The sequence below is a fragment of the Paenibacillus sp. FSL R7-0204 genome, assembly GCF_038002225.1.
Taxonomy (GTDB): Bacteria; Bacillota; Bacilli; order Paenibacillales; family Paenibacillaceae; genus Paenibacillus_AQ.
The window spans coordinates 2,215,429-2,236,525 of record NZ_JBBOCA010000001.1; the positions used below are offsets into that span (position 1 = coordinate 2,215,429).

At 48.3% G+C, this 21,097-nt stretch carries 29 protein-coding genes and 2 tRNA genes; 28 read left to right on the forward strand and 3 right to left on the reverse strand.

Translation table 11 applies throughout. The annotated features are described in order from the left end of the window. The first annotated feature begins 1 nt into the window (after position 1). The 6 genes from carB (at position 2) to MKX42_RS09900 (ending at position 5,941) form a co-directional block, all read left to right on the forward strand. Positions 2-3,223, forward strand: a complete 3,222-nt coding sequence (gene carB / locus MKX42_RS09875; RefSeq protein WP_340752337.1) for a carbamoyl-phosphate synthase large subunit — start codon at positions 2-4, stop codon at positions 3,221-3,223. A 129-nt stretch (positions 3,224-3,352) separates the two neighbouring features. Next, positions 3,353-4,138, forward strand: coding sequence for an orotidine-5'-phosphate decarboxylase (gene pyrF / locus MKX42_RS09880; RefSeq protein ID WP_445669308.1), 786 nt, complete (start codon positions 3,353-3,355; stop codon positions 4,136-4,138). Then, a complete protein-coding gene (pyrE, locus tag MKX42_RS09885; protein ID WP_340752338.1) occupies positions 4,135-4,776 on the forward strand; it encodes an orotate phosphoribosyltransferase in 642 nt (213 codons plus the stop codon). Before pyrF ends, pyrE begins: the two co-directional genes overlap by 4 nt. A gap of 715 nt (positions 4,777-5,491) precedes the next feature. Next, positions 5,492-5,659, forward strand: coding sequence for a hypothetical protein (locus tag MKX42_RS09890; protein WP_249902325.1), 168 nt, complete (start codon positions 5,492-5,494; stop codon positions 5,657-5,659). An 85-nt stretch (positions 5,660-5,744) separates the two neighbouring features. After that, positions 5,745-5,818: transfer RNA gene (locus MKX42_RS09895), tRNA-Met, on the forward strand. A 49-nt stretch (positions 5,819-5,867) separates the two neighbouring features. Beyond that, positions 5,868-5,941 (forward strand) — tRNA-Ile (locus tag MKX42_RS09900). Positions 5,942-6,063: 122 nt separating this feature from the next. Here MKX42_RS09900 and MKX42_RS09905 read toward each other — a convergent pair. The 3 genes from MKX42_RS09905 to MKX42_RS09915 form a co-directional block, all read right to left on the reverse strand. Further along, positions 6,064-7,221 (reverse strand): site-specific integrase, encoded by a 1,158-nt coding sequence (locus MKX42_RS09905; RefSeq protein ID WP_340752339.1) that lies wholly within the window; start codon positions 7,219-7,221, stop codon positions 6,064-6,066. Positions 7,222-7,241: 20 nt separating this feature from the next. Next, positions 7,242-8,123 carry an ImmA/IrrE family metallo-endopeptidase gene (locus MKX42_RS09910; RefSeq protein WP_340752340.1) on the reverse strand — a complete coding sequence of 294 codons (882 nt, stop codon included), beginning with the start codon at positions 8,121-8,123 and terminating at the stop codon, positions 7,242-7,244. Between the two features lie 373 nt (positions 8,124-8,496). Then, positions 8,497-8,862, reverse strand: coding sequence for a helix-turn-helix domain-containing protein (locus MKX42_RS09915; protein WP_340752341.1), 366 nt, complete (start codon positions 8,860-8,862; stop codon positions 8,497-8,499). Between the two features lie 173 nt (positions 8,863-9,035). On the opposite strand from MKX42_RS09915, the gene MKX42_RS09920 reads away from it, so the two are divergent. The 22 genes from MKX42_RS09920 to MKX42_RS10025 all read left to right on the forward strand — a co-directional run bounded on the left by MKX42_RS09920 (position 9,036) and on the right by MKX42_RS10025 (position 21,027). Next, positions 9,036-9,251, forward strand: a complete 216-nt coding sequence (locus MKX42_RS09920; protein WP_445669309.1) for a helix-turn-helix domain-containing protein — start codon at positions 9,036-9,038, stop codon at positions 9,249-9,251. A gap of 153 nt (positions 9,252-9,404) precedes the next feature. Then, on the forward strand, positions 9,405-9,707 hold the full coding sequence (locus tag MKX42_RS09925; RefSeq protein ID WP_340752343.1) for a hypothetical protein: 303 nt from the start codon (positions 9,405-9,407) through the stop codon (positions 9,705-9,707). A 190-nt stretch (positions 9,708-9,897) separates the two neighbouring features. Beyond that, positions 9,898-10,404: a helix-turn-helix transcriptional regulator gene (locus MKX42_RS09930; RefSeq protein ID WP_340752344.1), complete on the forward strand. Its 507-nt coding sequence runs from the start codon at positions 9,898-9,900 to the stop codon at positions 10,402-10,404. A gap of 10 nt (positions 10,405-10,414) precedes the next feature. Then, positions 10,415-10,687, forward strand: a complete 273-nt coding sequence (locus MKX42_RS09935) for a hypothetical protein (RefSeq protein WP_340752345.1) — start codon at positions 10,415-10,417, stop codon at positions 10,685-10,687. Further along, positions 10,684-10,956, forward strand: coding sequence for a hypothetical protein (locus MKX42_RS09940; protein ID WP_340752346.1), 273 nt, complete (start codon positions 10,684-10,686; stop codon positions 10,954-10,956). The genes MKX42_RS09935 and MKX42_RS09940 overlap by 4 nt, the downstream gene beginning before the upstream one ends. A 1-nt stretch (position 10,957) precedes the next feature. Beyond that, on the forward strand, positions 10,958-11,209 hold the full coding sequence (locus MKX42_RS09945) for an AbrB/MazE/SpoVT family DNA-binding domain-containing protein (protein WP_340752347.1): 252 nt from the start codon (positions 10,958-10,960) through the stop codon (positions 11,207-11,209). A 199-nt stretch (positions 11,210-11,408) separates the two neighbouring features. Next, a complete protein-coding gene (locus MKX42_RS09950; RefSeq protein WP_340752348.1) occupies positions 11,409-11,666 on the forward strand; it encodes a hypothetical protein in 258 nt (85 codons plus the stop codon). A gap of 96 nt (positions 11,667-11,762) precedes the next feature. Continuing rightward, a complete protein-coding gene (locus tag MKX42_RS09955) occupies positions 11,763-12,023 on the forward strand; it encodes a hypothetical protein (RefSeq protein ID WP_340752349.1) in 261 nt (86 codons plus the stop codon). Then, on the forward strand, positions 12,020-14,008 hold the full coding sequence (locus tag MKX42_RS09960) for an AAA family ATPase (protein WP_340752350.1): 1,989 nt from the start codon (positions 12,020-12,022) through the stop codon (positions 14,006-14,008). The genes MKX42_RS09955 and MKX42_RS09960 overlap by 4 nt, the downstream gene beginning before the upstream one ends. Then, positions 14,008-14,199 carry a hypothetical protein gene (locus MKX42_RS09965; protein WP_340752351.1) on the forward strand — a complete coding sequence of 64 codons (192 nt, stop codon included), beginning with the start codon at positions 14,008-14,010 and terminating at the stop codon, positions 14,197-14,199. Before MKX42_RS09960 ends, MKX42_RS09965 begins: the two co-directional genes overlap by 1 nt. After that, entirely contained in the window at positions 14,196-15,074 is an 879-nt protein-coding gene (locus MKX42_RS09970) for a recombinase RecT (protein ID WP_340752352.1), read from the forward strand. The genes MKX42_RS09965 and MKX42_RS09970 overlap by 4 nt, the downstream gene beginning before the upstream one ends. A 52-nt stretch (positions 15,075-15,126) precedes the next feature. Then, on the forward strand, positions 15,127-15,783 hold the full coding sequence (locus MKX42_RS09975) for an MBL fold metallo-hydrolase (protein WP_340757652.1): 657 nt from the start codon (positions 15,127-15,129) through the stop codon (positions 15,781-15,783). Continuing rightward, entirely contained in the window at positions 15,780-15,974 is a 195-nt protein-coding gene (locus MKX42_RS09980) for a hypothetical protein (protein WP_340752353.1), read from the forward strand. The genes MKX42_RS09975 and MKX42_RS09980 overlap by 4 nt, the downstream gene beginning before the upstream one ends. After that, complete coding sequence (locus MKX42_RS09985; RefSeq protein ID WP_340752354.1) at positions 15,971-16,189, forward strand: hypothetical protein; 219 nt, start codon at positions 15,971-15,973, stop codon at positions 16,187-16,189. Before MKX42_RS09980 ends, MKX42_RS09985 begins: the two co-directional genes overlap by 4 nt. Further along, positions 16,186-16,482 carry a hypothetical protein gene (locus MKX42_RS09990; RefSeq protein ID WP_340752355.1) on the forward strand — a complete coding sequence of 99 codons (297 nt, stop codon included), beginning with the start codon at positions 16,186-16,188 and terminating at the stop codon, positions 16,480-16,482. Before MKX42_RS09985 ends, MKX42_RS09990 begins: the two co-directional genes overlap by 4 nt. A gap of 32 nt (positions 16,483-16,514) precedes the next feature. Continuing rightward, positions 16,515-16,832: a hypothetical protein gene (locus tag MKX42_RS09995; protein WP_340752356.1), complete on the forward strand. Its 318-nt coding sequence runs from the start codon at positions 16,515-16,517 to the stop codon at positions 16,830-16,832. Positions 16,833-16,870: 38 nt separating this feature from the next. After that, positions 16,871-17,188: a transposase gene (locus tag MKX42_RS10000; protein ID WP_340752357.1), complete on the forward strand. Its 318-nt coding sequence runs from the start codon at positions 16,871-16,873 to the stop codon at positions 17,186-17,188. An 11-nt stretch (positions 17,189-17,199) separates the two neighbouring features. Continuing rightward, positions 17,200-18,060: an IS3 family transposase gene (locus tag MKX42_RS10005; RefSeq protein WP_340757653.1), complete on the forward strand. Its 861-nt coding sequence runs from the start codon at positions 17,200-17,202 to the stop codon at positions 18,058-18,060. Between the two features lie 192 nt (positions 18,061-18,252). Then, positions 18,253-18,681 carry a hypothetical protein gene (locus tag MKX42_RS10010; RefSeq protein WP_340752358.1) on the forward strand — a complete coding sequence of 143 codons (429 nt, stop codon included), beginning with the start codon at positions 18,253-18,255 and terminating at the stop codon, positions 18,679-18,681. 48 nt (positions 18,682-18,729) lie between these two features. Then, on the forward strand, positions 18,730-19,725 hold the full coding sequence (locus tag MKX42_RS10015; protein WP_340752359.1) for a YncE family protein: 996 nt from the start codon (positions 18,730-18,732) through the stop codon (positions 19,723-19,725). A gap of 96 nt (positions 19,726-19,821) precedes the next feature. Further along, the gene (locus tag MKX42_RS10020; RefSeq protein WP_340752360.1) at positions 19,822-20,649 is read left to right on the forward strand and encodes a hypothetical protein; all 828 of its coding nucleotides are present in this window, start codon (positions 19,822-19,824) and stop codon (positions 20,647-20,649) included. A 132-nt stretch (positions 20,650-20,781) separates the two neighbouring features. Next, positions 20,782-21,027, forward strand: coding sequence for a hypothetical protein (locus tag MKX42_RS10025; protein WP_340752361.1), 246 nt, complete (start codon positions 20,782-20,784; stop codon positions 21,025-21,027). Positions 21,028-21,097 lie beyond the last annotated feature (70 nt).

Sequence of the window (21,097 nt, forward strand, 5' to 3'; positions counted from 1 at the left end):
CATGCCTAAGAACAACAAACTCAAAAAAATTCTGGTTATCGGCTCCGGCCCGATCGTCATCGGCCAAGCTGCCGAATTCGACTATGCTGGCACGCAGGCCTGCCAGGCCCTTAAGGAAGAAGGCGTCGAGGTTGTGCTGATCAACAGCAACCCGGCGACGATTATGACCGATACCAATATGGCTGACAAAGTATACATCGAGCCGATCACGCTGGAATTCGTGACTGGCATTATCCGTCAGGAGCGTCCGGACGGGCTGCTGCCGACACTCGGTGGACAGACCGGCCTGAACATGGCTGTAGAACTGGCCCGTGCTGGAGTCCTAGAGCAAGAGAAAGTGAAGCTGCTGGGTACACAGCTTGAGTCCATCGAGAAAGCGGAGGACCGCGATTTGTTCCGCGAGCTGATGCGCGAGCTGGATCAGCCGGTGCCGGAAAGTGCGATTATTACCAGTGTGGAAGAAGCTCTGGGCTTCGCGGCAGGAATCGGCTATCCGCTGATTGTTCGTCCTGCCTACACGTTGGGCGGAACGGGGGGCGGGATCTGCGACAACGAAGAAGAGCTGCGCGAGACTGTTAAGGCGGGTATCCGTTACAGCCCGATCGGCCAATGTCTGGTCGAGAAGAGCATCGCCGGTATGAAGGAAGTCGAATATGAGGTTATGCGTGATGCGAACGACAACTGTATCGTAGTCTGCAACATGGAGAACTTTGATCCGGTGGGCGTACATACGGGCGACAGTATCGTAGTGGCACCGAGCCAGACGCTGTCCGACCGTGAATATCAGATGCTGCGCAGTGCTTCCCTGAAGATTATCCGTGCGCTGAATATTGAAGGCGGCTGTAACGTTCAGTTCGCGCTGGACCCGCAGAGCTACCAGTATTATGTCATTGAAGTGAACCCGCGTGTAAGCCGCTCCTCGGCGCTCGCGTCGAAGGCGACCGGTTATCCTATTGCCAAGATGGCAGCCAAGATTGCCCTCGGCTATACACTGGATGAAATCGTCAATCCGGTAACCGGCCAGACGTATGCCTGCTTCGAGCCTACACTGGACTATATCGTCAGCAAAATCCCGCGCTGGCCGTTCGACAAGTTCACTTCGGCGAACCGCAAGCTGGGTACACAGATGAAGGCCACCGGTGAGGTGATGGCGATCGGCCGAACCTTTGAAGAGTCGATTCATAAGGCCATCCGTTCGCTTGAGATCGGTGTGCACCGTTTCCGCTTGCCGGGAGCCGAGCTGCTGGAAGAGAGTGTGCTGCGCTATAGACTTGCCAAGCCGGATGATGAACGCCTGTTCCTGATCGCTGAAGCCTTCCGCCGCGGGTACGAGCTGCAGGAGATTCAGGATATTACGAATGTGGACTGGTGGTTCCTCTCCAAGATCGAAGGGCTCGTGAGCTTCGAGGACGAGATCCGTGCCGAAGAGACTTTATCTGCTGATACGCTGTATCAGGCCAAGCGTAAGGGCTTCACCGACCGGGCGATTGCCGAGATCCGTGCCGAAGGCCGTCCAGGCGGGGCATTCACCAAGGAGGCGGAAGTGCGTGTGCTGCGTCTGCAGCAAGGGCTGGTTCCGGTCTTCAAAATGGTCGATACCTGCGCCGCAGAATTTGAGGCTTCAACGCCATACTATTACTCCACCTATGAGACCGAGAATGAGGTCATTCATTCCGATAAGCAGAAGGTCATTGTACTCGGTTCCGGTCCGATCCGTATCGGCCAGGGAATTGAGTTCGACTACTCCACGGTACATGCGGTATGGGCCATACAGAAGGCTGGCTACGAAGCTGTAATTATCAATAACAATCCAGAGACTGTATCGACGGATTTCAATACCTCGGACCGCCTGTACTTTGAGCCGCTGTTCTTCGAGGATGTCATGAACGTGATTGCCCAGGAGAATCCGATCGGAGTCATCGTACAGTTCGGCGGACAGACCGCGATTAACCTGGCTGCACCGCTTGCTGCTGCGGGCGTGAACATTCTGGGTACCAGCCTTGCGAGCATCGATGAAGCCGAGAACCGTAAGAAGTTCGAAGCGCTGCTGGCCCGTCTGGATATCGCACAACCTAAAGGCAAGACCGTAATCAACATTGATGAGGCTGTCGAAACCGCGCAATCACTCGGTTATCCGGTGCTGGTTCGTCCATCGTATGTCCTGGGCGGACGCGCCATGGAGATTGTCTACAACGACACAGAGCTGCTAAGCTACATGGTTGAAGCGGTAAAAGTGAATCCGGAGCATCCGGTGCTGATCGACCGCTATATGCTGGGTAAGGAAGTGGAAGTGGACGCCATCTGCGACGGAGAGACGGTTGTCATTCCGGGCATCATGGAGCATGTGGAACGCGCAGGGGTTCACTCCGGCGACTCCATCGCTGTCTACCCGCCGCAATATCTGGATGAAGGTCTGAAGCAGAAGATTGCCGAGATCACGATCAAGATCGCCAAGGAACTGAAGACCATCGGACTGGTCAACATCCAGTTCGTCATTTATCAGAATGAAGTGTATGTCATTGAGGTTAACCCGCGCTCCTCGCGTACGGTTCCGTTCCTGAGCAAGGTGACCGGTATTCCGATGGCGAACCTGGCGACCAAGATCATTCTTGGCGGCAAGCTGAAGGAAGACGGGTATACTGAAGGGTTATGGCCGGAGAGCGACTATGTGTCGGTCAAAGTGCCGGTGTTCTCTTTTGCCAAGCTGCGCAGAGTCGAGCCTACGCTCGGACCGGAGATGAAATCCACCGGTGAGGTCATGGGCCGCGATAAGCTGTATGCCAAGGCGCTCTACAAGGGCCTGATCGGCGCAGGCATGAAGATCCCGGCTACCGGGGCAATCATTGTAACTGTAGCGGACAAAGACAAGGCTGAAGCGGTTGAGCTGATGAAGGGCTTCCATGCCATGGGCTACAAAATCATCGCCACCGGCGGAACAGCAGCGGCGCTGGAGCAGGCCGGGCTGAACGTCATGAATGTTAACAAGCTGGATGAGGGTGAGCCGACCATTCTGGATCTGATCCGCGGCGGTCAAGCGAACTTCGTCTTCAATACACTGACCAAGGGCAAAACGCCTGAGCGTGACGGATTCCGCATCCGCCGTGAAGCGGTAGAGAACGGCGTCGTATGTATGACCTCGCTCGATACGGTAACGGCACTGCTGAGAATGCTGCAGACGATTAACTTCTCGTCCCAGTCGATGCCTGCTTTTGTCGGACAATAAGATAGAGGGTGAGGCAGCTGTAACAGGCTGCTACAGGAACGGTTTGCGTTAGCGCAGACCGTTCCCCTATGCCCGGGACCTTCATGCAGGGGGGCGATGGATACGATAACTAAGAAAGAAGGTTGGCGCATGGAACGGACAGCAGCAGAGCAGCAGCACGGACACGAGAATGTCGGACAGATTGAGAAGTGGAATGAAATGGCCGGACGCCTGATGGTCGCCTTGGATTATCCGAATGCAGACCAGGCGCGGGCGCTGATCGAACAGCTCGAAGGCATTCCCTGTTATATGAAGGTGGGAATGCAGCTGTTCTATGCAGCCGGACCTGATTTCATCCGGGAACTGAAGGAGCGCGGATATTCGGTATTCCTCGATGTTAAAATGCACGATATCCCCAACACCGTACGGGGCGGGGCGGAGAGCTTGACCCAGCTCGGCGTGGATATGTTCAATGTACATGCTGCCGGAGGAGCTGCCATGATGGCTGCAGCGGTGGAAGGGGCGGCGAAGGCCGTCAGCCTTCAGCCAGCACTGCATATGCCACTGATCATTGCAGTAACCCAGCTTACCAGCACCAGCCAGGAAGTGATGAACCGCGAAATCGGCATAGCTGGAACAGTGACCGATGCAGTGGTGCGTTATGCCAAGCTTGCTGCAGAAGCAGGCTTGCATGGAGTCGTAGCATCCCCGCAGGAATCCGTGGTGATTGCTGAAGCGTGCGGACCGGAGTTCCGTACAGTTACCCCGGGCATCCGGCCCGCCGGGGCGTCCCTGGACGACCAGTCCCGGGTCATGACTCCTGGACAGGCTATCCGCCAAGGCAGCCACTACCTGGTAGTGGGCCGGCCAATTACAGCCGCGGCAGACCCGCGTGCGGCAGCACTATCTATTATTGAGGAGATGAGCCAAGCATGAGCAAATTAGAGAATCGAAGTGAACAGGTCGCAAGTCATCTGCTGGAGATCGGAGCCGTAGCCCTGCGCCCGCAGGAGCCGTTCACCTGGACCTCCGGCATCAAATCGCCGATCTATTGCGACAACCGTCTGACCATGGCCTTCCCGGCAGTCCGCAATTACATTGCGGAGGCCTTCGCAGAGCTGATCAGAACCAGCTACCCGGACGCAGAGGTGATTGCCGGGACAGCAACCGCCGGTATCCCGCATGCGGCCTGGGTGGCCGATAAGCTCGGTCTCCCGATGGCTTACATCCGGGACAAAGCCAAGGGCCACGGCAAGCAGAACCAGATCGAAGGACTGATCACGCCCGGCCAGAAGGTCGTTGTGATCGAGGACCTGATCTCCACCGGCGGCAGCTCCATCAAGGCCGCGCAAGCCGTACAAGAAGCAGGCGGCCTTCCGCTGGCCGTGCTGGCCATCTTCAGTTACGAGCTGGACCGCGCCGTAGAAGCCTTCGCCGCTGCACAGCTTCCGCTCCAGAGCCTGTCCAACTACAGCACACTGATTAATGTGGCGCTGGCCCAAGGCAAGATCGCGGAGAGCGATGTAGCGCTGCTGCAATCCTGGCGCAAGGACCCTGCCGCCTTCGGCGTGTAGGGGCTAGGAAAAGACGCAGGAAATGAGTAGAGGGTACGTAGAGAATACGTTGAGCGCAGAGCCTAGAGGATGCCTAGAGGATGCCTAGAGAATGCCTAGAGAATGCCTAGAGAATGCCTAGAAGAAGCTTTGTCCCCCTTTGCCGGGGGCTGGGCTTTTTTTAGTGCATATATTTAGTTTTGGGCTTGGCTTAGAGCGTACGCTCAACTCCAGCCAGCTTATAGGCTGGCTAACTTGTAGGCTACTGAACTAATAAGTGGAAGCTCCCGGGAAAGAAGTGGAAAAACAGCATCTATTCAATGGCTTAGCACACATCTGGAGACTATAGTTGGAAATAATACACTTGTTGAGACCCGAAATGTATAGTAACGCAAATACCGCCAGAATTAGATGACCTAAATCCACTTATTTCCTTGGAAAAGGCGATTTCCGCCTAAGCAGGTGTACAAAATCCAACTGCTTCCCCTCAACTGCTCAGTATCTCCAATTTCCACAGCCCCTAATTAGCTGCGCACTCTCTTCCTGTTCTCAACTCATTTGTTATACTCCATACCCATAGTAATCTGCTCCATGCCGGCGTTTCTTCAACCAGTCATCTAAGCATACGTGCAGAAATTTCCATCCGCTCCGTAGAGCAATACACTAATTTTCTTGCAAAACTGGGCATGATAAATAGCACCGGGACATATATTATTGCGATGAAGGAGAAGAGGGCATGATGAATTGGATCTATTTTGCCAAGCTGTTCAGGACCAGATTTCAAGCGGGCTGCCTTGCCAAAAGACTGGAGCAGGACGGCTGGATCTATGGGTATCATGATCCGCGTTTTGTCGAAATATACCGTTCGCGCAAGGGGCGTTATGGTGTGCGTTTTCTGCCTTAGCCAGAAAAAGCAAAATCATCCTTGACTTTATCCATGGCTATATTGTATATTATCTATTGTCGCTGTTTAAATAATTATTAACTGACGCGGGGTGGAGCAGCCCGGTAGCTCGTCGGGCTCATAACCCGAAGGCCGCAGGTTCAAATCCTGCCCCCGCAATTACCTTATTACACCGGACAGCACTTGTATAATACGGATATCCTAGTCCGGGCCCTTAGCTCAGTTGGTTAGAGCGGTCGGCTCATAACCGATTGGTCACAGGTTCGAGTCCTGTAGGGCCCACTTCACTCAAACCCTTACTTTGTAAGGGTTTTTTGCTGTATGTAGGCCTGTAGGAGTGAATATACTCGAGCGGGGAAAGGCCGTATTTTTTAGCTTGCTAACGGATTTGCTAACGAAGATTTTTATTCTACAGTTTCAAGCTGTTTTTCTGCGAATTTATTGAGTTCATTTTCAATTCTGTCAACGGCTTCTTCCTGCATGATCGGGAGCAGATGTGAGTACCTCTCATTGAACATCGCTGGAGTCATACCCAGCCGTTCGGCAGCTACCTTTGGATTGATCCCAATGGCCAGAAGGAATGACGCATGCGTATGACGCTGATCGTGGAACCGGATCTTCTTAACCCCGGCCTTGCGGATCAGAACGTCCATTCCTTCGGTGAGACGTTTTGGCTTAACGTATCCACCCCCAGGATAGCAGCACACCAGATCATTGTCCTCGTAGGCTTCTCCATACTCCTTCTTGTACGCTTCGACTTGTGCTTGGCGTTCAAGAAGATCATCAATGATATTCTGGAAGAGCTTGACCCGCCGGATCGAATCATTTGTCTTGGGACGCTGGATCACTAATCCATCCCGCGTCCAATTTGCTGTTTGAATAACCTTAAGCTCTTTCTTCTCGAAATCAATATCTTTCCATCGGAGCCCCAGAATTTCACCACGCCGCATTCCAGTGTATATTGCTAATGAAAAAGCAATATAGTGAACATGATGCTTTGAGGATTGCAAAAAATGAGTAAATTCTTCAATGGTCCAGAACTGCATTTCTTTTTGTTCGTTTGCATTTACTTTGCTCCGCATGGACACCTTACTCATGATGTCTTCTGCCAGTAACCCCGATTCTGTATATGCAAGCCTGAGCGCGCGTTTCAGCACTCCGTGAATGTTCTTCACATAATCCTTTGAATACTTCTTCCTGAGTTCAGCATAAAAGCCTTTGATGGCACGCGGGGTAAGTGCCTGCAGTTTTACTTTGCCGAGTGCCGGAATAATTCGGGCTTCGATAATAGTTTTTTCAGTGTCGTATGATGTTGGTTTAAAATTAGGTTTTGCATGAGTCTCAAGATATTCGTAAAGATATTTTTCCAGAGTGATGTTCGTAGTCTTAATATGTAATCCTTTTTCGGCCTCCGTCATTGCTTTTCTGCAAGCTGACCAAGCTAATGCTTCAGTTTTGAATCCCCCCTTTGTTTTTTGGTTTCTTTCACCGGTTAACGGATCTGGAGGTAAATCGAAGACATAGGTATATGTTTTTCCTCTGAGATATACATGGCCTTTCATAAATAATCAGTTCCTTTCACTTAGAAATTTATAGCTTCGTCCACGGCCTCCATAGGTAGAATGAGCCTTTTTACGCTCTGGCCGTGACGCCAGGCAACGCGGGACAAGTTAATCTTCACGTACCCTCTTTGATTTGGAGGGAGAGAGAGATCTCCAGTGAGGACGGTGGCATCTCTTTTAGAACGATAGAAAGACGAATCATGGAGCTTATATGATCTTTCGACATTGAGAAGCAGATGCTCATCCCAATTAAATCCCTGAAGCTGTTCGATGACCAAGGCTTGTGGACGTGAGAGATCTTCTAATCCATACAATGAACGAATGCGTGGCTGCTGGAGGTAATCGAGGCCAGTCATAGGAGACTCCTTAACGATTGTCTCAAGATTTTCTGGAGGGAAGCCGCTATATGTAAAATTCGACATTAATTTTGACTCGGCTATTCGATCTTCAATTTGTTTAAGGCGCAATTTAGAAAAATCCAGATAAACATGGAATTCACTGGACAATAAGCTAATTACTTCACTACGGTTTACAGGCAGTTGCATTTGTTCAAGCATGTAAAATGGGAGCATTGCGTATAGAGCGAATCGGTTCGCATCATTCTCTTGTGCTTCGCGGAATAGTTCGGGCATCCACCGCTGATCGCCGGAGTGTCGGATGACATGGCAAAGCTCATGAAAAAATATTTTTCTCTGCTCAATGTAGTCATCTCGCCTGTCAAGAAAGATAACCTTATCCTCATTTTCGCTGAAAGGACTATTGTCGTAATAAACGATATCTACTCCGAAGATGACCGCTATCTTCTCTATATCAAGATCCAGAGGTGTAGAAACACCATTTAAACGGTACTGTTCTTCAATCCATTGTTCCAGAGGGGTTTTAAAGTAGTTGGAAAAATTCATGTGATTACCTCCAGTTGCGTACATATGTTCTGTTTTTGTTTGAAAAGAAAAGCCATTGCTGGCCTAAGTTTACTTATTCTTTTTTTGGGGAATTGATTCATCTGGCTTTCGCTTTTTGTATTTCTCGTATGCATAAGCTAAGGGCAACATGACTAGAAATACAACAACTGCTTGTATTGATTCCTTCCTCCACGAATTCGACCACAGGGAGCTAAGTAAAATCAAAATAGCGCCGGCACCAATTAATAGGCCTATTTGCTTTCTTAGCAAGATAGCCAATATTAGTAGCAATAGCAAAACAACCATAAGCTTAATCTCCTATCTATTCTCTCAGGAAATTTTAAGAACACTATTCAAACTGAAGAGAGTTAACTTATTTATGCTTTTTTTTGGTTTCTTCCTCTGCTCTTTTCTTCATCTCACGGTATCTCATAACAGCCGCCTCTGCTTCTGCAATTTCGTCTGCAGTGTATTTATCGGGGCCACCATAAAATGATATGCTTGTTTCTGGTTTTTTTCTAACAAGCGATCGCCCGCTCAAATAATCAGTGTCACAATCGAAAATATCTGCAATTTTGTTTAGTGTATCAATCGGTGGAAGTTTTGTACCATTTTCGTAAGCAGTATAAGTGGAACGGGCTATCCCTATAAGATCAGCAACATATTCTTGAGTCCACTTCGAATCTTTTGCTTTAAAGGATTCTCTTTCACCTCTGATTCTCTTTCCGACAATAAGCATAGTTTTATCACCAACTTTATAAGGGATAAGCTAATTATAATGTTACTGTGAGAAACAATAAAGAAATATTCCAATAAGAAACATTAACTGTTGACTTGTTCCTTTTAGTAACATGTAATCGGACTATGAAGTTACTTAAAGGAACATTGGGGGTGTGATAATTGAGGTATTGGTTGAAAAAATTACGTGAAGTTGCAGAGAAAACGCAGGAGCAGGTTGCGGACGAGGCTGGAATTTCGCGAAGTTATTATACGAATATTGAGGCGGGCATCAAAACACCTGCTGTGGCAGCTGCAAAAGCAATCGCAAAATCTCTCAAATTCCCTTGGGAAAATTTTTTTATAGAGGAATGTTACTTTAAAGAACATTCTGATGAGGAGGTGATCTAACTGGAAGCTCAGGACATCAGCGAAATTAAAGAAACACGTAAAGCCGAGGAAGCCACTCAGCTGATAAGCGAAGGCTGGGTACTGGATTATCGGGAACACGGCCAAGGCTACTCCCGGTACGTGCTTATCAAAGTGAAATAAGGAGGAACCGTCATGGCTAAGGCTATAAAAACACCAGCGACCTTCGCGGAGGCCCTCCGCCTGGCGGCTGATCTTGCCGAGCAAAATGAAAAACTAGAAAAGCAGCTTACAGAGTTACGTTTGAACGGGGAATATCCGGAGGTCTTGAGACCAGCTCATATTATGAAACTGCTCGGTTTGAGTGGCCCCAAAGTTCACGAGCTTACGAATCATCCGACCTTCCCGCATTTAAATCGAAACAGGAAGAAGGGTGAAGCAGTAACGGTTCTCAAGTCGGACCTGTACCAGTGGTTAAAAACGGAGCGTTATGAATGAGGAAACCCACCGAGCTGTACCGGCAACGGTGGGTGGGGGATCGGCAAGGGGAATTGCTTGACTCAATTGTACATCGTCGGTGTGTCACATATCTACTTGGATAACGTGCCTATTTGTCCGATTCAGACCTCTTAAAGCCCCAACTTGTCCAGAAACCCGGATTTATTTTGGACAGAGGGAGGTGAGAAAATTGTCTATAGGAGACGTGCTTCAGGATTATCGAAAGCAGCAAGGGATGACACAAGGAGAATTCGCAGATCAGGTACTGGTTGATCGATCATCAATTGCCAAAGTTGAAACTGGTAAGCGGCCAGCAACGAATCATTTAATGCGACAAGCTGCTTTAGCGTTTGATGATCCTCGACTTTATCTTGCAGCAGCAGAAGAAGTTACCGGCGGTGCCAGTGTTCCATATTTGGACGGTGCTGATCTACATAAGGCTGCGACTCATTACAAGTCGATTGAAGAAGGAGAAGAGGCGCTGGCGGCTATGCGGATCGCACCGATCATGAAACGACAGGATCAGATGACCGATGCTGACAGGGATGCGATCAAAGCGGCCATTATGGAAAGCGTTGAGGACATCACGGCTTTTACGCATCACATCATGTCGCTGTGCAGGGAATACGGATTTAGCTGGCACGGGATCTGGAAAGAACACCGTGCAGAGCTTAAGGCCAAACAATACATGAAATGAGGAGAACGCCTTGGAAAGAGAGCAACTGGTTGCTGAGGCAAGGGAAGCGGGTTTGCATGCAGTTCATAACCTGCAGATGATTCGGAAGAATCCGGACATTATGCTGCCGGGAAAGATCGAGGATGCGGAGGCTCATCTGAACAATATGATCCGATTTGCAGAAATGGAAATGAAAAATGACCGCCGGCCAGGGCAGTCACTTGGTTTGAAATCTCGGTTAGAGAATCACTTGGTATCCATTCTAACCCCGAAGCGTGAAAAGCACAAGGAGGGCGCAGCGTGACAGAGCAGCAGATCAGGAATTTCGGCCAGGCCCTGGCTGAACGCTATAAACGGGTAAGTGATGAAAGGGCTGCTGCTGAGAAGAGGTTCCGTGAATCATTCTATTCCCCGACATCAACTCGCTTTGAAGTACTGGAGTTGGAGCGCAAACGGGATATCGCACAAGCTGCCTATGATACATGGGATGAGGTTATTACAAATCTCCCCCCAGAGATTCAAACTGCTTTTTCAGAGCATTTTCAAAAAATAAACTCTACGGAGGCTAAATAATATGAAATCTACCGGAATTGTACGCAAAATTGACGAGCTTGGTCGGCTCGTTATCCCGATCGAGCTGCGCAGAACGATGAATTTAGAAATTAAGGACCCTGTGGAGATCTTCGTGGACGATGACAAAGTCATTTTACGCAAGTATGCTCCTGGCTGCGCAATCACTGGCAGCCAGGAAGACTTGGTCGCTTTTGAAGGGAAACTCTACAGCCGGGCAGTTATTCAGCAGATGGCTGCAGCAGCAGGGATTTAAGTGTTAGACAGAGGCTTCGGCCCCTGTCTTGGAGTATCGGAGCTTAGAAATAACCTTTCCTCCCTCCGGTATTCCAAGATGCGGCTGACGCATCCAAGGTGGTGGCGGATCACACAGGTCAAGGGAACCGAAAAGGCCGGTTTTACTGGTGTAGTTATTCCCTCGCCCACCTTGCAATTACATAGAAAGGAGGTAGCACATGCAAGTCATTCAGAAATTGACGGTTGTTAGTAATCCAACACGAATATTTGAGGTCGGTACTGAAGTGGATGGCCGGGAGGTGATCGAGATCCGGCAGGTTGGTGCGAATTACGAAGATCATGTTCATTCGGAATTCATTATTGAAGATGAAAATGGCGAACTGATCGCAAGTGTGGAGAATGCTCCGGTCATCATCGACTGGAAGAGCATCGTAGAACACGATGTTCCGACTTCATTAGTTCCTAACAAAAAATAGCCCACTGGCATGGGCTATCACTGATCTTTGAAAATCAAATTCTCGCCCCCACTATACCATGTTGGGGGCGCACTACACAAGAGGGAGTGAACGGAAATGTCAACAGCTTTCTCTGCTGATATCAGCGGGCAGCGCATCGAGATCGAAATTGTGCCTCCTACAAATTATTCACCTTCAATTCTCTCTATCCGGCAGCAGTCCGGCACCTTCCAGTTGCATGCTGATCCGGACCAGCTGGCCGAAGTTGAATACGCCATCCGGACTTACCTGGATAGTATCCGTTATCCTGAAACGCCAGACCAGCAGTCACTCTTGCATGATGAGTGCAGAGCGGCTATCGAGGAGGAGATCGCTTGAAGCGTATCGATGTGGAGCGTTTAACGCTTCATAATTTCAAAGGTATTAGGGAGTTCATCCTCGCTGTTAACGGGGGAGATGCTGATGTCTATGGTGATAATGCCACCGGTAAGACAACAATCTTTGATGGATTCCTGTGGTGCCTTTTCGGCAAAGACAGTCAGAACAAAGCTGATTTTGAAATTAAGGGCTTGGACGGGGCTGGTAAGGTCCTGCAGCACAAGCTGGAACACGAGGTTGAACTGGTACTACAGGTTGACGGTCGCCCCCGGACATTCCGCCGGGTCTTCTCGGAGAAATGGACAAAGAAGCGCGGCGCACCGGTGGAGAGCTTTGAGGGACACAACACCACTTATTATGTCGATGGTGTCCCAGTCACCATGCGGGAATATCAGGCGGAATTGGATGTCATCATCAAAGAGGACCGGTTCCGGCTTCTGACTAGCCCTTCTTACTTTAACGAGATTCTTAAAAAAGAGGAGCGCCGTAAGGTGCTCCTGGAAGTGTCTGGTGATCTAACTGATGCCGAGGTCATTCACAGTAACGAGGAGCTCGCTGAGCTGCCGGCCATCTTGGCAGGACGCGAAATGGATGCTCATAAGAAAGTTATTGCCGCTCGCAGTACAGCCATTAATAAGGAAATTAAGGAGCTGCCGGTCCGTATCAGCGAGGTTCAGCGTCAAATGCCGGACATCACCGAACTGGACGAAGAGCTGCTGAAGGAAGATATTGCAATGCTCCGCCGCCGGGTTGAATCTAGTGAGGCTGAATTGTCCCGTATCCTCTCCGGAGGTGAGGTGGCTGTCAAAGAGAAGCGGCTCCGTGAAATTGAAGGCGAGCTGATTGCCATTAAGAGCCGCATGCAATCGGATGTACTGGATAAGGTGGCTCTGAAGCGGGACTTGGTCAACCAAATGCACATTGAGGTCAACCGGTACCGCCGGGAGATCGAAGATAAGCAGCAGCGAATTCAGCAGAACGAGCGGCAGGCGGCAGGGCGCCGGCAGGAGGCGGACCGGCTGCGGACAGAGTTTTGGGAGTTGAAAGGTTTGACCTTTGAATCTGCCGGGGACCACGATGCTCACTGTTCCGCCTGCGGACAGGCACTACCAGAGGATCAGGTCAAGGCAGCTCATGATAAGGCCGAGGCTGATTTTAACCGGCGATTGGCCGAGCGGAAGGAGCGTATCAATACTTCCGGTAAAGCAGCGGTTGCTGAAGCTCAGAAGTTTGAGCAAGAGATTGTCCGGTTCCAGGGAGAAATTGAGGACTTGAAGAGTACGCTGACCTCATTTGAATCGGAGTTGTTAGCTGTCGAGGCTGAGCTGACCGAACTTCGTGCAGGGGTGAAAGACCCAGCAGCAGATCCGGAATATGCCGGCAAGCAGGCAGAAGCTTCCAGGCTTCAGCAGGAGATTGGGGAGCTACGGGAATCCAGCCAATCGGCAGCGGCGGGCGTCCGGGAAGAAATCGGCCGGCTGCGGCGTGAAGTTGAGGACATGGAGCGCGATCTTGCTAAGTTCGATGGCGTCCGGCGCGCACAGCAGCGAGTAACTGAGTTGGAGCGTCAAGAGAGCAGCCTGGCCGCCGAATACGAGCGGCTACAGCACGAACTGTTTCTGTGCGAAGAATTCACCCGCACCAAAGTTAATCTGCTGGATGCCAAGATCAACAGCAAGTTTAAGCTGGCACGGTTCCGACTCTTTGAAGAACAGGTGAACGGCGGACTGAAAGAGGTCTGCGACACACTCTACAAGGGCGTTCCTTACGAGGGCGGGCTTAATAATGCCGCTCGCATCAATGTCGGCTTGGACATCATCAATACACTTAGCCAGCACTATGGCTTCTCAGCTCCGATCTTCGTGGATAATGCTGAGGCTGTGACGAAGTTGATTGGGACGGATGCCCAGGTTATCCGCTTGGTAGTAAGTGAAGTGGATAAGAAGCTGCGCATCGAGACGGTAGCCATACAGGAGGCGATTTGATGAATACCACTTATAAAGTTATTGCTTCTGATCCTTCAAATGGATTATTCACTGGTCAGACTGTAAAGCCGTATTACGAGGATGGCATCGAGATGATCATTACTGGATCTCAAATGGGCGTCGATCATCACATCATGAAAAATGGTCAGTATTTCAAAGATCATTTTGCTGAGGGGGAGACAGAGAAATGAGTACAGGTAATCAGGTGGCGACTATTCAAAAGGACATCACCGATGATGTTAATCGGAGCCTTACACGGTTGCAGGATGATGGGTTGATTTTGCCCCCGAATTATAACGCGAGCAACGCGTTAAAGAGCACCTTCTTCAAGCTCCAGGAGGTTCAGGACAAGAACGGTAAGCCTGCGCTGGAGGTATGTACGCGGGAATCTGTTGCAAATGCACTGCTGGATATGGTTGTGCAAGGTCTAAGCCCGGCCAAGACACAATGTTACTTTATTGTTTATGGCACTAAGCTCCAGCTTAATCGCTCCTATTTTGGTACACAAGCCGTTCTTAAACGATTGTCCAATGTCAAGGATATTTGGGCCAATGTGATTTATAAGGGTGACATATTTGAGTATGAAGTGGCTGGCGGGCGTGAAAAATTGGTCAAGCACGAAACCAAATTTGAAAACAGGGACAATGAAATTCTAGGTGTGTATGCCGTCGTGAAGTCGCTTGATGATGAAGAGATCCTCACCGTCATGACCAAAAAGGAAGTTGACGCATCATGGAGTCAGAGCAAAACAAGTCAATCTGTCCATAAAAAATTCTCACAAGAAATGGCAAAGCGGACTGTCATCAACCGTGCGGCCAAGGCTTACATCAACACCAGTGACGACAGCGATCTACTGGTCGATGCCATTAATCGGTCGACAGAAAACGAGTATGAAGAGCGTGTTGATGTAACGCCTGAAGAAGTCAAAGCAGAGATTGCAGAGCATGCGAACAAAGAAATGATTGATATCAAGCCGGAGGCTGCTCCACCTAAGGGACAACCCCAAGCCGACACGAAGAACGACTCTATCGACATTTCGAAGTTTGACCAAGAAATGGATTTTTAACGTGATCGACATCCAATGCCTCGGCTCCAGCAGCGCCGGAAACGCCTAACGTATATCGGACGGCCACACCGCGATCCTGCTGGAAGCCGGTTTTCCTTATAAGTCGATTCAGCGGGCGCTTCACTTCCGGATGACAGATATAGCCGGCTGCCTTATTACACATGAGCACGGAGACCACAGTCGGGCGGCGGCGGACATCATGCGGGCAGGCATTCCGGTATACACCAGCCGGGGGACAGCTCAGGCACTTGGCCTGTCCGGGCATCGACTTCGGTCTGTGATGCCGCGGGAGCCTTTTGAGATTGGGAGTTGGACAGTTATGGGGTTTGATGTTGAACATGACGCTGCGGAGCCACTGGGCTGGCTATTGGCCAATCAGGATGGTGACAAATTGGTGTTCCTGACTGACTCCTATTACTGCCGTTATAAGTTTTCCAGGCTTACGCACATCATGATTGAATGCAATTATTCCATAGATATTGTAAACCGCCGGGTGCTGGCCGGCGAGCTTCATCCAGTCCAGAAAAATCGGCTTCTGCGGTCACATTTCAGCCTGGAGCACGTTAAGGAATTTCTGAAAGCCAATGATACCCGGAATGTTGAGGAGATCTGGCTGCTGCACCTGTCTGACGGAAACAGCGACGCTGAACTGTTCCGCCGGGAGATCATGGAGCTCACCGGCACAATTGTCCGGGTAGCCGATCGATGAACGGCCCGCTGGGGGAACGGATCTGGAAGAGCATGATCAGTGAACGTTTGTGGGCCTTGCGAACGGTGGACGAAGCGGCTTTTAAAAAGGCTGTTAGAGCGTACTATGCCATTGCGCATCCAGGCTTCCGGGTTGTCAGAGCAGCCTATCCCTTCATTTATATCCAAGATGAGCGGGGGACTCAACCATGAGTAAGGTACACCAGCTTGATCTATTTACACTGATTGACCCTAAGCCAAAGCCGCCAATCAAAGCGGTACCGATTTTGAACGGCCTGTATTATGAGCGATCGACGGGCTTGTTCGTTACCTATGTCCAGGGACGCCGACACTTTGAAGTCAGTACAGGCCAATGCCTTGGAGATAAGGCGCGGAAGGAAAAAACGATGAGGGAGCGTGCAATATGAGTAACACTTCAGAAGCGAAAGAGAGCCCAAACATTAATTTGCAAACAGGCGAAATCACTGATTTTATGCTGGATAAGATGAAGGCTGCCACGGATCAAGGAGAAGAGGCAGTCTTGCATTTCTTAGCTGCTTCTGCTTATGTCGCGGGTTTCTGCATTGCTCTGGCAGCTTCTAAGCCAAGTGCAGTAGGGCCTCTTCTGACAAGGAGTATGGATGCTCTGACAAGTGGGCTTCAATCGGGTCTGGAGTTCACAGAGACTCCGATTGAATTCATTAAGATCGTGCGTGACTAGATGAAATAGGCTGCTGCGGGAGGGGGGAATACATGACCGAGACAGCCAGAGAACCATCCCTTTCCGGACTTCTGAATCAGTTTGAGGCGATTGGAGGCCCGGAGGAATTTGGGCCAGAAGGGTTCGTCATTGCTGTTGCATTGTGGCGGAAATCCAGCAAATTAGGCTGGCCACAAACCTTTCAAATGACCAACACAGAGCTTCAAGTACAAACTGGAATTGCAACCCGCAAGACCTTGAATGTCTATCGTTCCAAGCTGGTAAAAGCCGGAATCATTGCATATGAACCACCTCCCCGGGGGTCTTCAAGAGGAACTTTGCAGGTAGAATTAAAAGTGGACACCCGTTAAGAAAGCACGAATAATGAACTTAACGAGGAGGTGTTCCCATGGGTGAACAACGGCAACGATACAATGAAACTTTTAAAAGAGAAACGGTGAAGTACATTCAGGAACAGACAAAGTCGGTGGTGGAGATTGGGGAGGAGCTGGGGATCTCCCCTGGCGTGCTGCACAACTGGCTGGCGAAGTATCGGGAGTTCAGCAACGAACCTTTAAACAGTGCGGAAAAGGTTCGCGAACTGGAGCAGCGATTGGCAGAACAGGAAAAGGAATTACGGGCAAGAGCGCAGCGCATTGCAGACGTCAAAGAGGAGCTGGCCATCGTAAAAAAAGCGGTGCACATCTTCAGCAAACCAAAGAACTGAGATTTCAGTTCATCGAAACTCATCGCTCCGAGTTTCGAGTGGAGAAGATGTGCAGCATGCTCAAGGTTTCCCGGAGCGGGTTTTACAAGTGGCGGGAGAAGAAAACCAGCCCCCAAGCGGAGCGTAAGGCAAAGGTACTCCAGCGAATCACCTATCATTTTAAGGACAATCAGAGACGTTACGGTAGTCCCAAAATCGCCAAGCTCCTCCAGAAAGAAGGCTACACGGTTAGCGAACGGACGGTGGGGAAATATATGCAGGAACTGGGTTTACGCTCCTGTGTCGCCAAGCGTTTTCGCGTAAAGACGACCGATTCTAATCACGATTTGCCCATTGCCCCGAACCTGCTGAACCAAGAGTTTAAGACGGACGAACCTAACCAAGTCTGGGTCACGGATATCACATACATTCCCTGCCGGGAAGGCCGGTTGTATCTGGCCAGTGTACTGGACCTCTGTACGAGAGAAATTGTGGGTTTTAGGTTAGGCGACCGAATGACAACCGACCTGGTGCTAGGCGCACTGGAGGACGCCTACACGGCTAAACGGCCCAAGAAGGGGCTCCTGCATCACTCGGATCGGGGATCGCAGTATGCCTCTGCAGAGTACCGCAAGCGTCTGAAGAAATACCACATGAAAGCCAGCATGAGCCGCAAAGGGAATTGCTATGACAATGCCTGCATCGAATCCTTTCATAGCCTCCTAAAGAAAGAGTTTATTTATTGCACCAAGTTCAAAACCAAGGAGCAGGCGAAGCACGAGATCTTCCAGTACATTGAATTTTTTTATAACCGCAAGCGAATCCACAGTGCGCTGGGTTATGTTTCGCCTGTCCAGTTTGCTGCGCAATTTAAAAAGAGAAAACACGCATAATTCACTTTTTTTGTGTCCACTTTCTTGACGGAGGTCCAATATCAAAACGGTCACTTTTATATACTCGGATCGCAGAACCAAACTATCTATCGATATACGAATGTTTCAGGTTGGTTGATTGAAGACTACCGCAAAACCATAACTTCACTAGGGTCTTCGTATGTCAGGTCCATAAAGGTAATCGATGGATATATGTATTTTATGCGTAACGATGGGGTTGTTGTAGTTGCTGACTACTTAAGCGGTAACTATGAAACCATAACATCATACTCACTTCCAGCGGATTTTGTGGAAATTGTGGATATTGAGAAATTCAATGGTGAGTTTTACGTGTCGGCTATGGGGATTCCTGAGACAACGGGTATTCCATCAAAGGTAGTGCGTGGGAGTAGTCTTTCCGTCATTTCGTCTGGACTAGGCATTGACATGTATTCGAGTTTAGGGATGTTGGGTAAGCCTTATTTTTTCGAGATCATGGACTCTTTGTTGATACTTGGCGAAGTGGGAATAGACTATAACTCCTTAGTTACAATTTCTTCAGCACATACACCTGCCATTATTCATAGAACGATAGGGGTACATGAAGGATCGTACAAACGAAGCGCTATGTATCCAAAATAGCAAACAACTGCTATAATGGACACAAAAAAATGGTAAAGGAATGAAGTTGTGTATCCAAAAAAAACCATTGCTGTAGGGGTCATATTGGTGTTTTTAATTATAGGATTGGTTGCTGCTTGTGTGTTGCCAGTGAACTCACTAAAAGTTTCTTCTAAGGGATTTGAAAAATCATACAATTACCCCTATTCACGACTATTTGTTCCAACGCAAATAAAAAAAATAAACAATTATTACTTTATAGTGGACAGTAACCATCACAGGATAATTTTCAGCGATAACCTGGACTCGAGTATAGAGGACTGGACTCCGATTGATTACGAATTTGCGGGACCGCATTCGATTTCAAGTAATGGAGAAATTTACGTAGTGGATAACACTGGGCGAAATGAAGTTTTAGTTTTTGACTCGAAATTCAAAAAAATTCAGACTATTTCAAATGTAGGCTTAAGACCACATAAGGTCCTATTTGACCGCGGGAAGTTCTATGTTCTTTCTTCACAAACGCAAGAAATTTATTGTTATTCTACTAAAAAGGATATGCTTGTTGAAGAATACCATCGAAAACTTCCCTTTTTAGAAGATTCATATGTTAGATCAATTAAAATCATAGGGAATAACATGTATTTTATTGCAAACAATAACACTGTTTTTATTACCAACTACTTAAGTACAAATTATGAGGTGATAAATAAGTACAAAATGCCTAGTGAATTTGTTGAAATGGTTGATGTTGAATTATTTAATGGGAATTACTTTGTATCTGCCATGGGAACACCGGAAAGCGGAATACGGTCGCAATTAGTAAAGGGTTCTAGCTTGCGAAATATTGAAAATGGAATTTACACTGATGTTTATACAGAATCAAATATGGTCGGTAAACCTTATCTTTTTGAAGAAATAGATAATAAATTGTTTTTTACCGAAATAGGAGAAGTCTCAAACGGAGTACTTTCGGTGGATAAAAACAATATGTATTCTGTTCATTACAGATTTAATAATATACTTCCTGAATCTTGGGAAAGACGTGCGATGTATCCACTATAATCTGTGAGTTGAAATATCCTTATAGACAATATGGGAAAAAATGCATATTATATTCCATGTGTACAACAGTTATTCCTTACACATGGGAGGTATTAAGTGAAAAAGCTAATTACTACTTTTAGTCTTATCGCAGGGATTACCGCAGTTCTATTTTTTTTTCCTCAACTCTATCAAGGTCCACAGAAAGATGGGGTGAATATAATAACAATGAAAAAAGACTTTAGGGCTTGGCAAGGTGTTGGGTCTGACGGTAAAGTGGTCTACGTCACATCAGATCGGGACGAAAATTTTTTATTATCGAACACAATTTCTGAATATAAGATTAATGGTGACTTCATCACCGAGAAGACAGAGGCTTATACTGGTAAAGATCCGAGTAATCGTTTTATGTCTTTCGGTGACAATTATGTTCTAGGCGATTTTCTTTACGCAACGGTATACAACTTTAATTCATCTCCGCCTGAAAAGGAAAGGGTTAGTCGAATTGTAAAGTACAGTCTTCCAGATTTAAAACAGGTCAAAGAATATGAAATAGGAGATGGCACAGCAGAGTCAGTCACCTTATACAAGGATTGTTTTTGGGTGGTTTATCATGACAAGAATGAGATCAGGAAATTTGATGCTAATTTTAAATTGATGGGAAGCTACCCGTTATCAGGAACATTTGGAGGAGAAGGCGGGTATCAAGGGATATTTTTTGAGGGAGATACCCTATACGGCAATTTACACGGATCAAATGAAAAAGGTCAAAAATACGCACAGGGTTTGGACAGTTACAAATTTGATGGGGAAAAATTCAAACTTATAGAAAGGATAAAACCGCCGACGTACGGAGCAGGGCAAGGCATTGAAAAGGTTGGAGATACTTATTTCTGGGCAGATCGGCCAGACAACACAATCGTAATGACAAAATCATTAAAATAAAACATTTTTGAATTACACTAAAACGCCAATAAAGGGCGTTTTTTCTTTGCTCTAGTTTACATGACCAAAATTCAGGCGCGTCCTCCAGGGCGGGCCTTTTTAAATACATCAAAGATAGAGGGGAGCGGGGGAATGGACAGTAACAATGTGACAAATCTTGAAAAGCTGCTGCCGCTCGCAGACAAATACGGCCTTGCTTATATCGTATCGCTGGTGCTGGTGTTTATCGTTTTTGGATTTATCAGGGATATCCGGCGTGGTAAGTGGGTGCCCCGGGAACTGCTGGACCGCGCTGAGGAGGACAGAGACCGGCTGCAGGCGATCCTGGATAAAGAGCGGTCCGACTTCATGGCACCTACACTCCAAGTGCTGCAGTGATTGAAAATAGATCATGCCGCAAGCAATAGCGGCAGTGATGAGGACAGGGGAGGATAACCGTGTTTAGTCG